This is a genomic window from Streptomyces sp. UNOB3_S3 (assembly GCF_020740895.1).
Taxonomy (GTDB): Bacteria; Actinomycetota; Actinomycetes; order Streptomycetales; family Streptomycetaceae; genus Streptomyces.
The window spans coordinates 1-11,437 of the sequence record NZ_JAILXP010000237.1 but is presented as its reverse complement, the minus strand read 5'-3'; the positions used below and the strand labels follow the sequence as shown (position 1 = coordinate 11,437).

Genomic DNA, 11,437 nt, shown 5'->3' with positions numbered 1-11,437 from the left:
GTACGCCCCCTCGTCGTCCCCCCCCCGCGCCACGGGGCGCCGACGCTCCGTTACCACGAACCGTCCCGCGAGGACGACCGGGACCTCCTCGACTGGCCCAGCCACCAGTTCGACGGCATCGACGCCGCCGCCGTGCCCGCCCTCCTCGACGGGCTCCGCACGGCCCTGTACGACCCCCGGTACCTCTACGCCCACGCCTGGCGGACCGGCGACGTCGTCGTCGCCGACAACCACGCCCTGCTCCACGGCCGCGAGGCCCCCGCCGACGGCACCCACCGCCGCCTCCGCCAGGTCCGCGTCCTGGGCGAACCCCTCGTCACCACCCAAGGAGACCACCATGACCGATGAGCACGGACCACTCACGGACCCGCTCGACGACAGCCGCTACGCCGTGACGGCGATCGCCCCCTTCGGCGTGGCGGTCCAGGCACCGGAACACGGCGCCCACGTCCGCGACCTCGCCGTCGACCCCCTGCGCGCCCTGGTCCGCGAACACGGCGTCCTGCTGCTGCGCGGCTTCGACACCTTCGCCACGCCCGAGGAGCTCTCCGCGTACTGCGAGCGCTGGGGCGAGCCCAGCGTCTGGCCCTTCGGCACCGTCCTGGACCTGGTCGAGAAGGAACGGCCCGAGGACCACATCTTCGACTCCAGCTACATGCCGATGCACTGGGACGGCATGTACCGCGAGCAGATACCCGAGTTCCAGATATTCCAGTGCGTCCACGCGCCCGGCGAGGGCAACGGCGGCGAGACCACCTTCTCCGACACCGCCGCCGTGCTGCGGAACACCGCCCCCGCGACCGTCGCCAAGTGGTCCCAGGTGACGGGCACGTACCAGCGCAAGATGGAGTTCTACGACAGCGTCACCGTCTCCCCGCTCGTCACCGCGCACCCCCACAGCGGCACCCCCGTCATCCGCTACAACGAGCCCACGGCCACGGACGACGCCGGCTTCGTCAACCACCCCGACCTCCGCTTCACGGGCCTGCCCGAGGAGGAGGTCGCCGAGGTGCACCGCACCCTGCGCGCCGCCCTGTACGACCCCGCGCACCTCTACGCCCACAGCTGGCGCACCGGCGACCTCGTCGTCACCGACAACTACTCGCTGCTGCACGGCCGGAACGCCTTCACCAGCGGCGCGCCCCGCCATCTGCGCCGCGTCCAGGTGCTCGGCACCCCGGCGCTGGACAACCCGGGGCTGGTGCGATGACCACCCACGACATGACCACCCACGACACCCTGATGACGGGCGACGACTACCTGGAGAGCCTCCGCGACGGCCGCCAGGTCTACCTGGACGGCGAACGCGTCAAGGACGTCACCCGCCACCCCGCCTTCCGTAACTCCGCCCTCTCGGTGGCCCGGCTCTACGACGCCCTCCACGACCCGGCCACCGCGGACGTCCTCACCGGCGTCGACGAGGCCACGGGCATCCGCACCCACAAGTTCTTCAAGCCCAGCCGCTCGGCCGCCGACCTCGTCGAGGCCCGCGAGGCCATCGCCACCTGGGCGCGGATGGGCTACGGCTTCCTCGGTCGCACCCCCGAGTACAAGGCGTCCTTCATGGCGGGCCTCGGCGTCAACGCCGACTACTACGGCCCGTACGCGGCCAACGCCACCGCCTGGTACGAGGAATTCGCCCGCAAGGCCCTCTATCTCAACCACGTCATCATCAACCCGCCGGTCGACCGCAAGCGCGCCATCCACGACATGGAGGACGTCTACGTCCGCGCCGTGCGCGAGACGGACGCCGGGGTGGTCGTCAGCGGTGCGAAGATGCTGGCCACGGGCTCGGCGATCACCAACGCCGGATTCGTCGCCCCCGTCGGGTCGGCCGCCCTGGAACCGGGCAAGGCCGAGCCGTTCGCCCTGGTCTTCTTCGTCCGGATGGACAACCCCGGGGTGAAGCTCGTCAGCCGCACCCCCTACGCCAAGGCCGGGACGAGCCCGTTCGACGCCCCGCTCAGCAGCCGCTTCGACGAGAACGACGCCGTGCTCCTCCTCGATGAGGCGCTGATCCCCTGGGAGGACGTCCTCGTCTACCGCGACATCGAACGCGCCACCGGCTTCTACGCCACCTCCGGCTTTCCCAACCTGTACAACTTCCAGTCCGGGATCCGGCTGAGCGTCAAGCTGGAGCTGATGGCCGGGCTGCTCTCCCGCGGCACCCGGGCCAACGGCACCGACGCCTTCCGGGGCGTACAGGCCGCCGTCGGCGAGATCATCACCATGCGCGACATGGTGTGGGCGCTCACCTCGGCCATGGCGTACGACCCCGAGCCCGGCAGCGGCGGCACCGTCGTCCCCCGGCTGGAGCACGCCTCCGCGATGCGGATGTACAACGCCCAGATATGGGACCGGGTCCACGAGCTGTTCGAGACGACCCTCGGCGGCGCGCCGCTGGCGGTGCCCTCCAGCGCCCGCGACCTCGCCAACCCCGAACTGCGGCCGCTCATCGACCGCTTCTACCGGGGCTCGGACACCACCGCCGAGGACCGGATCAAGCTCCTCAAGCTGGTCTGGGACGCGATCGGCACCGAGTTCGGCGGCCGCCACGAGCTCTACGAGCGCAACTACTCGGGCAACGGCGAGCAGGTCCGGCTGGACGCGCTGCGCTGGGCCACCAAGCGCGGCAGCCTCGCCCGCTACGAGGCCCTGGTCCAGGACTGCCTGGACGACTACGACACCGACGGCTGGCGCCGGGGGCCGTGGCAGGACCCGGCGCACACGGACTGAGCGCCCCGCCGACCGCCGACCGCCGACCGAGAAACGGAGACACCACATGTGCGGCATCACCGGGTGGGTCGACTTCACCCGCGACCTCACCGCCGAGCACACGACCGTCACGGCCATGACCACCACCCTGGCCGCCCGGGGACCCGACGCCGAGGGCGTCTGGCTGGACACCCACGCCGCCCTGGGCCACCGCAGGCTCTCCATCATCGACCTGGAGCACGGCGCCCAGCCGATGCGCACCCCCGAGCGCGGCCCCGGCGACCGGCCCCGCGCCGTCGTCTCCTACGGCGGCGAGATCTACAACTTCCGGGAGCTGCGCGAGGAACTCGTCCTCCTCGGCCACCGGTTCACCACCCGCAGCGACACGGAGGTGGCGCTGCGCGCCTACCTCCAGTGGGGCACGGACTTCGTCCACCGCCTCAACGGCATGTACTCGATCGCCATCTGGGACACCGCCCGCGAGGAACTGCTGCTCGTCCGTGACCGCCTCGGCGTCAAGCCGCTGTTCTACCACCCGACGGACGGCGGCGTCCTCTTCGGCTCCGAGCCCAAGGCGATCCTCGCCAACCCCCTGGCCGAGGCCGCCGCCGGCCCCGAGGAGCTGTGCGACGCGCTGCTGTTCCTGCGCACCCCGGGCCGGGTGCCCTTCCGGGGCATGCGCGAGGTCAAGCCGGGCCACCTGGTGCGCGTCGGCCGCTCCGGGATCACCGAGGAGCGCTACTGGGCCCTTGAGGCCCGGCCGCACACCGACGACCTGAAGACCACCGTCGCCACCGTCCGCGAGCTGCTCGACGACATCGTCCCCCGGCAGATGGTCGCCGACGTGCCGCTGGTCTCGCTGCTGTCGGGAGGACTGGACTCCAGCACCGTCACCGCGCTGGCCGCCCGTGCCCGGGCCGCCGACGGCGAACGCCTCGCCACGTTCTCCGTGGACTTCACCGGCCACACCGAGAACTTCCGGGCCGACGCCATCCGCCCCACCCCGGACGGCCCCTACGCCCTGGAGGTCGCCCGGCACGTCGGCAGCGACCACCACATGATCACCCTGGACCGGGCGCGGCTCCTCGACCCGGCCGTCCGCAAGGCCGTTCTCGGCGCCTGGGACCTGCCGTTCAACTTCGCGGACCTGGACGTCTCCCTCCACCTGCTCTTCGCCGCCGTCCGCGAGCACGCGACCGTGGCCCTGTCGGGGGAGGGCGCCGACGAGGTCTTCGGCGGCTACCTGTGGTTCTCCGACCCCGAGGCGCGCAAGGCCACCACCTTCCCCTGGCTCAAGCTGGGCGCCCACCGCGGCCTGGACCCCCGCTCGCTGTTCCACTCCTGGTTCGTGGACGGCATCGACCTCGCCGAGTACGAGGCCGACCTGTACAGCACCGCCCTGGCCGAGGTCCCCCGCCTGGAAGGGGAGAGCGCCGAGGACCGGCGCACCCGCGAGCTCGGCTACGTCACCCTCACCCGCTGGCTGCCCATCCTGCTCGACAAGAAGGACCGCATGGGCATGGCCGTCGGCCTGGAGGGCCGGGTGCCGTTCTGCGACCACCGCCTCGTCGAATACGTCTTCAACGTCCCCTGGGAGATGAAGACCTTCAGCGGCGAGGAGAAGGCCCTGCTCCGCGCGGCAGCCGCCGACCTGCTGCCGGAGTCGGTGCTCCGCCGCAAGAAGGCCGCCTACCCCTCCATCCAGGACCCCGCCTACGACCGCGCCCTCATCACCGGCCTCACCGCGGCCGCGGGCGACGCCGGGGCACCCCTGCGCCCGTACCTCGACGCCGGCGCGGTCGAGCGCCTCACCGGAAGGACCACCGGCGGCAGCCTCTCCGAGTTCGAACGGATCCTCGTCGAATCCACCGTCCGGATGGACGACTGGCTGCGCACCTACGACGTCGCACTCACCGATCTGAAGGGACAGCACTGATGCACGCCATCGAGATCCGGGAGACCGGTGGACCCGAGGTCCAGCTCTACGTCGAGAAGCCCGACCCCGGGCAGCCCGGCGAGGGCCAGATCCTCGTCGAACTCGCCGCCGCCGGAGTCAACTTCATCGACCTCTACCGCCGCGAGGGCCGCTATCCGCTGCCCGTGCCCTGTGTACCCGGCGAGGAGGGCTCCGGCGTCGTCCTGGCCGTCGGCCCCGGCGTCACCCGCTTCGCGCCCGGCGACCGCGTCGCCTGGACGACCGTGCTCGGCAGCTACGCCGAACGGGTCCTCGTGCCCGAGGACAAGGCGATCGTCGTGCCCGACGCCATCGACCTGCGGACCGCCGGCGGCGTCCTCGTCCACGGCATGACCGCCCACTTCCTCGCCCACGACTCCTACCCGGCCCGCGCGGGCGAGACCGTGCTCGTCCACGCCGCCGCCGGCGGGGTGGGCCTGCTGCTCACCCAGCTGCTCAAGCGGCGCGGCGTCCGTGTCATCGGCACGGTCTCCACCGAGGAGAAGGAGCGCACCGCCCGCGCCAACGGCTGCGACGAGGTCATCCGCTACACCGAGACCGACGACCTGGCCGCCGAGGTCCGCGCGCTCACCGGCGGCGAGGGCGTTCACGCGGTGTACGACGGCGTCGGCGCCGCCACCTTCGACGCGAGCCTCGCCGCGCTGCGCGTCCGCGGCACCCTGGTGCTCTTCGGAGGAGCCAGCGGCGCGGTGCCGCCCGTCGACGTGATGCGGCTGCTGTGGGGCGGCTCGCTCACCCTGACCCGGCCCTACCTGGAGCACTTCCGGGCCACCGTCGAGGAGTTCGAGCGGCGGGCGAACGCCGTGTTCCAGGGCATCGCCGACGGCACGCTCACGTTCGCCGTCGCCGGGACGTACCCGCTGGCCGAGGCGCACCGCGCCCACACCGACCTGGCCTCCCGCGCCACCTCCGGAAAGCTCCTCCTCGTCCCGTAAATCCCGTAAAGGAGACTCGCCATGGGCGACATCGTCGGCGCGGGCCTGCTCTCGCACGCGCCCGTCATCATGTTCCCCGAGCAGATACGCGTCAAGGAGAACGGCGGCCGCGACTTCACCCTCGCGACCGGGCTGCGACGCCTCCGCGAGGAGGTGATCGACACCGTGGAGCACGACGCCGTCGTGGTCCTGGACTCCCACTGGGCGACCACCACCGAGACGGTGATCACCTCCCACCCGCGCCGCGCGGGCCTGTTCACCTCGGACGAGATGCCCGGCGCCATCAACCGGCTGCCCTACGACCTGCCCGGCGACCCGGAACTCGCCGGGGCGGTCGAGGAGTTCGCGGCGAAGCGCCCGCTGTGGCTCGCCGCGAACGACGACCCGTATCTGCCCGTCCACTACGCGACGCTCAACCTCTGGACGTACCTCGGGCGGCCCGGGACGCCCTGGGTGTCCGTCTCGATCTGCCAGACCGCGACCACCGAGGACTACCTGCGGGCCGGTGAGGTCATCGCCGAGGCGGTCGCCCACCTGGACCGGAAGGTGCTGCTGCTCGCCTCGGGCGGGCTCTCGCACCGCTTCCGGCCGCTGACCGAGCTGCGCGACCGCATGGCCGGGGACCCGGACAACATCGTCACCCCCGAGGCCCAGGCGGCGGACGAGCAGCGGATCGCGTGGCTGGAGGAGGGGCGCCACGACCGGGTCGTGGCGACGATGCCGGAGTACCGGCACTTCGCCCCCGAGGCGCGTTTCGGCCACTACCTGATGCTCGCCGGAGCGCTCGGCGGCGCGGGGTGCGCGGCCCCGGGCCGCCGCTTCAGCGCGTACGAGAGCGGCATCGGGACCGGCCAGGTCCATGTGTGGTTCGACCGTCCCGAGGCCGGCTGGAAGAGCGGGACGGACCGGCCGTGAACCGCGCCGGGGCCGGGCCGGCGGACGGCGGCAGGCGGCTGCGGACATGCCTGGGGCACTTCGCCACGGGTGTCACGGTCGTCACCTGCGAGGTGGGCGGCGCCCCGCACGGCGCCACTGTCAACGCCTTCACCGCGGTGTCGCTGGACCCGGCCCTGGTGCTGGTCTCGCTGGCCCGGGAGAGCCGGGCCGCCCGCCACCTCGGCGGCAGGCCCTTCACCGTGAACGTCCTCGCCGAGGAGCAGGAGGAGCTCGCCCTGCGCTTCGCCGGCCGGCCCGGCGCGGCCGAGCCCCGCTGGGAACGGCCGGCCGCCGGCCTGGCGCCCCGGCTGGCCGGGGCGCTGGCCACGGTCTCCTGCGCGCCGTGGGCGGCGTACGACGGGGGAGACCATGTGCTCTTCCTCGGCCGGGTCGAGGAGTTCGCCCACCGCGACGGCCGGCCGCTGGTCTTCTACCAGGGGGAGTTCCAGCGGCTCGGGCGGCCCGCCCGGGCGTGAGACGGTGGGGGAGCGGAGGTGGCCGGAGTTGAGCTGTACATGTCTTATATCCGGTGCTGCCATGGACCGCGCGAAGGGCGTCCTCTCGGACACCACCCATCAGCAGGGAGGTTCCCATGCTCAGACCTGTCATCGTCGGCGGCGCGGCCGTGGCGCTCCTCGGCGCGTCGTTCTCCCCCCAGGCCGTCGCGGCGGAGAAGACTCCCCCGCCCGACCGGATCGTGATCGACGTGGTCGCGGTCAACGGCTCGGGCTGCCCGGCCGGTACGGCCGCCGTGGCGGTGGCGCCCGACAACACCGCCTTCACCATCTCCTACAGCAGCTACCTCGCCCAGGTGGGCGTCGGCTCCAAGCCCACCGACTTCCGCAAGAACTGCCAGCTCGGCCTGAACATCCACGTGCCGCACGGCTTCACCTACGCCATCTCCCGGGCGGACTACCGGGGCTTCGCCCACCTGGAGAACGGCGCGACGGGCCTGGAGAAGGCCAGCTACTACTTCCAGGGCCAGTCCCAGACGGCCTCCAACAGCCACCGCTTCGCCGGCCCGGTCAGCGACGACTGGCAGACCTCCGACGTCACCGACGTCGCCTCCCTCGTCTACGCCCCGTGCGGCGTACAGCGCATCCTCAACGTCAACACCGAGCTGCGGGTGAGCGCGGGCACCTCCGACCCGTCGAGCACCAACAGCTTCATGGCCATGGACTCCACCGACGGCAGCGTCAACACCCTCTACCACTTCGCCTGGAAGGAATGCCCCTGACCGGGGGCCGTCCGGTGCCCGAGCGCGCCCCTAGGCAGTGGGAGGGAACTCGATGTTCGGACCGGTGACGACCGGTGGCGCGGCCGCGGCGCTCCTCGCCGCGACCTTCACCCCGGGTACGGCGGAAGCGGCCGTGGCGCCGCCCCCGGACCGGATCGTGATCGACGTGGTGGGAGTCAACGGGTCGGGCTGCCCGGCCGGGACGGCGCACGTGGCCGTCTCGCCGGACAACACCGCCTTCACCGTGTCGTACAGCAACTACGTCGCCCAGGTGGGCGTGGGAGCCAAGCCGACCGACTTCCGCAAGAACTGTCAGCTCAGCCTGAACGTCCATGTGCCCCAGGGCTTCACCTACGCGATCGCCAAGGCCGACTACCGGGGCTTCGCCCGCCTGGAGAGCGGCGCCAACGGCCTCGAACGGGCCAACTACTACTTCCAGGGCCAGTCGCAGACCGCCTTCGTCAATCACCACTTCAACGGCCCTCTGAACGACGACTGGCAGGCGTCCGACACCACGGACATCGATCAGCTGGTCTACGCCCCGTGCGGTGCCATGCGCTACTTCAACATCAACACCGAGCTGCGGGTGGACGCCGGCACCTCCGACCCGACCCGGACGACGAGCCTCATCGCGATGGACTCGACCGACGGCAGCATCAACACCCTCTACCACTTCGCGTGGAAGGAGTGCCCCCGGCCGTGAGGGCCCGGCCGCAGGGGCGGGTGGCGTGCGCGACAGCGCGCGCCACCCGCTCATGGCGCGCGGTCACACCCCCAGCGCCGCGGCGGCCAGGGCGGTGCCCTCGACCCGGGCGCGGACCTTCGCGAACGCGGTGTCGCGGGAGGTGGAGGTGTCGTCGGCGAAGGGGGAGAAGCCGCAGTCGTCGCACGTGCCCAGCCGGTCCACGGGCAGGTGCCGGGCGGCGGCCAGCACCCGGTCCCGTACCTCCTCGGGCGTCTCGACGCGCGGGTCGATCGGGTCGGTCACCCCGACGAACACCCGGACATCGGTGGGAAGATGGTCGGCGATGACGGCCAGCACCTTGTCCGGATCGGGTTCACTCGCGAGCTGGACGTAGAAGTTCCCCGCCTTGAGCCGCAGCAGCCTCGGCAGCAGCCCGGCGTAGTCGACGTCGAGGCTGTGGGTGGAGTCCAGGTCCCCGCCGGGGCAGGTGTGCACCCCGATCCGCGCCCGCTCGGCGTCGGTGAACCGCTCCAGCACCCGGTTGTTGAGCTCGACGAACTGGTCCAGCACACCCCCGCTCGGGTCCAGCTTCAGGGAGAGGCGCCCCTCGGTGAAGTCGAGCTGCACCACGTGCGCGCCGCCCTCCAGACAGCGCCGGATCTCCGCCTCCGCCTCGTTCGCCAGGTCGTCGAGGAACGCCTCGCGCGGATAGCCGTCGATACCGTCGGGCGGATAGAGCAGGCTCAGCGCCGAGGGGGCGATGACGGCCTGCTTGACCGGCACCTTCGCATGCCGCTTGGCGGCCGCCAGATAGCGGTCGGCGTGGACGGCGTAGCGCAGCGGCCCGGCCGTCAGCCGGGGAAGCTGCCGCTGGTGCCCGTCGGCGAACGGGATCACCACGCCGTCGGGCGCCAGCCGGTCCAGCCCCGCGACCGGGTAGGTCGCGAAGCTGGGCTTGGCCTGCTCGCCGTCCGTGACGACCGGCGAGCCGGCCTCCTCGAGGCGCTGGATCGTGTCACGGACCGCGAGGTCCTGGGCCGCCGCGAGACCGGCGTCGTCGAGCTCGCCCGACGCGTGGGCCGCCATGGCCGCGAGCAGCTCCGGGGGACGGGGGACACTGCCGATGGGTTCCGTGGGAAGAGTCACCCCGCGAGCGTAGATAACACCCCGTACCCCATCAATCGCACAACTGACCAGTCTCGTAGGAGAACTGACGTAGGGTCGATTATCGGCCACGCATCAGGTCGGCCGCCTTCTCCGCGATCATGATCGTGGGCGCGTTGGTGTTGCCCCGGACGAGCGTCGGCATGACCGAGGCGTCGGCCACCCGCAGCCCGCTCACCCCGTGCACCCGCAGCTCGTAGTCGACGACCGGGCCCATGGCACAGGTACCCGCCGGGTGGTAGAGGGAGTGCAGCGCGGCCCGCGCGTACGCCAGCAGACCATCGTCGGAGTCCGAGCGCGGCGCGAGGTGGTCGGACGTCCGGTGCGCCCGCAGCGCCGGCCGGTCCGCGATGTCCAGCACCACCCGCAGGGCCCGCACCGCCGCCGCCCGGTCCTCCTCGGTGGACAGATAGCGGTGCGCGATGCGCGGCTTGGCGCTCGGCAGCGCGGACCGCAGGGAGACCTTGCCGCGACTGGTCGTGTCCAGCAGCACCGCCCCGTGGTGGAAGGCGTGCTCGGTGGGCACGCCCAGCCCCTCCTCGTGGAACATCACCGGCAGCGCGTGCAACTGCACGTCCGGGGCGGCCAGCCCGGGCCGCGTACGGACGAAGCCGCCCGCCTCACCGGCGTTGGAGGTGAGCGGACCCCGGCCCGCCGACTCCAGCAGCGCCGCGTTCTCCGGGGACCCGGCCGTCAGCAACGACTCGGTGCCGGTGAGGTGGATCAGCGGCAGGTGCGGATGGTCCTGGAGGTTCTCGCCGACGGGCAGGTCCACACGGGGCTCGATGCCGAGGGCCGCCAGCTCCCCGGCGACCCCGATCCCCGAGAGCATCAGCAACTGCGGCGAGTTGTACGCGCCCGCCGACAGCACGACCTCCCGCTCCGCGCGGAACCGCTCCGGCGCGCCGAACCGTTCCACCTCGACACCCACGACCCGCTCCCCGGAGAACAGCAGCCGTGTGCACCGCGCGTCCGTGAGCACCGTCAGGTTCGGCCGCTCCAGAGCGGGCCGCAGATACGCCACGGCCGTACTGCACCGCAACCCGTCCCGCTGCGTCAGCTCGTAGAAGCCCACACCGTCCTGCCCGGCGCCGTTGAAGTCCGCCGTGAACGGATGCCCGGCCTCCCGTGCCGCCTCCACCCACGCCGCCATCAGCGGATGGCGCGAGCGCCCCTCGCTCACCGTGAGCGGCCCGCCCGCCCCGTGCCACTCGGACGCCCCGCCGTGATGGTCCTCCGCCCGCAGGAAGTACGGGAAGACCTCGTCCCAGCTCCAGCCCTTGGCACCCGCCCGCGCCCACGCGTCGTAGTCCTCGTGACTGCCGCGGATGTAGATCATCGCGTTCATCGACGACGAGCCGCCCAGCGTCCGGCCGCGCGGCAGATACGGGCGGCGCCCGTCCAGCCCGGGCTCCGGCTCCGTCGAGTAGTCCCAGTCGTACTTCGTGCGGAACAGCCTCGGGAACGCCAGCGGTATCCGGATCTCCGCCGCGTCGTCGACGGGCCCCGCCTCCACCAGCAGCACCCGGACGTCCGGGTCCTCGCTCAGCCGCGCCGCCAGCACACAACCCGCCGAGCCCGCTCCGACCACGATGTGGTCGAACGCCGTGTCGCTCATCGACTTCCCCTCCCGCTCGATCGGCCTCCGCCCCCTACCCGTCATACTCCGGAGCTACACGAAAGCTGGCTCCCCGGCGGGACGCCGACCGCACGGCTCTCTCCCTACCTTCCGTACCGAACCCCAGAGATCCGGTACGGAAGGACCCACCCATGGCGCCCCGCCCCCGCAG

Annotated in this window: 11 protein-coding genes; 9 read left to right on the top strand and 2 right to left on the bottom strand. The window is 72.2% G+C overall.

Annotated features, from left to right (window positions below; genetic code table 11):
* The 9 genes from K6I33_RS23470 to K6I33_RS23430 all read left to right on the top strand — a co-directional run.
* Positions 1–348, top strand: a 348-nt coding sequence (locus tag K6I33_RS23470) for a TauD/TfdA family dioxygenase (protein ID WP_229356484.1), incomplete at its 5' end; no start/stop codon positions are given.
* On the top strand, positions 338–1,210 hold the full coding sequence (locus K6I33_RS23465; protein WP_229356482.1) for a TauD/TfdA family dioxygenase: 873 nt from the start codon (positions 338–340) through the stop codon (positions 1,208–1,210). The genes K6I33_RS23470 and K6I33_RS23465, both read left to right, overlap by 11 nt.
* The gene (locus tag K6I33_RS23460; RefSeq protein ID WP_229356479.1) at positions 1,207–2,736 is read left to right on the top strand and encodes a 4-hydroxyphenylacetate 3-hydroxylase family protein; all 1,530 of its coding nucleotides are present in this window, start codon (positions 1,207–1,209) and stop codon (positions 2,734–2,736) included. The genes K6I33_RS23465 and K6I33_RS23460 overlap by 4 nt, the downstream gene beginning before the upstream one ends.
* A gap of 46 nt (positions 2,737–2,782) precedes the next feature.
* Positions 2,783–4,651, top strand: coding sequence for an asparagine synthase (glutamine-hydrolyzing) (gene asnB, locus K6I33_RS23455; protein WP_229356477.1), 1,869 nt, complete (start codon positions 2,783–2,785; stop codon positions 4,649–4,651).
* Complete coding sequence (locus tag K6I33_RS23450; RefSeq protein WP_229356475.1) at positions 4,651–5,625, top strand: quinone oxidoreductase; 975 nt, start codon at positions 4,651–4,653, stop codon at positions 5,623–5,625. Before asnB ends, K6I33_RS23450 begins: the two co-directional genes overlap by 1 nt.
* 21 nt (positions 5,626–5,646) lie before the next feature.
* Positions 5,647–6,540: a catechol 1,2-dioxygenase gene (locus tag K6I33_RS23445; RefSeq protein ID WP_229356473.1), complete on the top strand. Its 894-nt coding sequence runs from the start codon at positions 5,647–5,649 to the stop codon at positions 6,538–6,540.
* Positions 6,537–7,037 carry a flavin reductase family protein gene (locus tag K6I33_RS23440; RefSeq protein WP_229356471.1) on the top strand — a complete coding sequence of 167 codons (501 nt, stop codon included), beginning with the start codon at positions 6,537–6,539 and terminating at the stop codon, positions 7,035–7,037. Before K6I33_RS23445 ends, K6I33_RS23440 begins: the two co-directional genes overlap by 4 nt.
* Positions 7,038–7,153: 116 nt before the next feature.
* Positions 7,154–7,798 (top strand): DUF4360 domain-containing protein, encoded by a 645-nt coding sequence (locus K6I33_RS23435; RefSeq protein WP_229356469.1) that lies wholly within the window; start codon positions 7,154–7,156, stop codon positions 7,796–7,798.
* Between the two features lie 52 nt (positions 7,799–7,850).
* On the top strand, positions 7,851–8,501 hold the full coding sequence (locus tag K6I33_RS23430; RefSeq protein ID WP_229356467.1) for a DUF4360 domain-containing protein: 651 nt from the start codon (positions 7,851–7,853) through the stop codon (positions 8,499–8,501).
* A gap of 63 nt (positions 8,502–8,564) precedes the next feature.
* Here K6I33_RS23430 and K6I33_RS23425 read toward each other — a convergent pair whose 3' ends face one another.
* Positions 8,565–9,629, bottom strand: coding sequence for a cobalamin-independent methionine synthase II family protein (locus K6I33_RS23425; protein ID WP_229356465.1), 1,065 nt, complete (start codon positions 9,627–9,629; stop codon positions 8,565–8,567).
* Between the two features lie 79 nt (positions 9,630–9,708).
* The gene (locus K6I33_RS23420) at positions 9,709–11,265 is read right to left on the bottom strand and encodes a GMC family oxidoreductase (protein WP_229356463.1); all 1,557 of its coding nucleotides are present in this window, start codon (positions 11,263–11,265) and stop codon (positions 9,709–9,711) included.
* Positions 11,266–11,437: the final 172 nt, after the last annotated feature.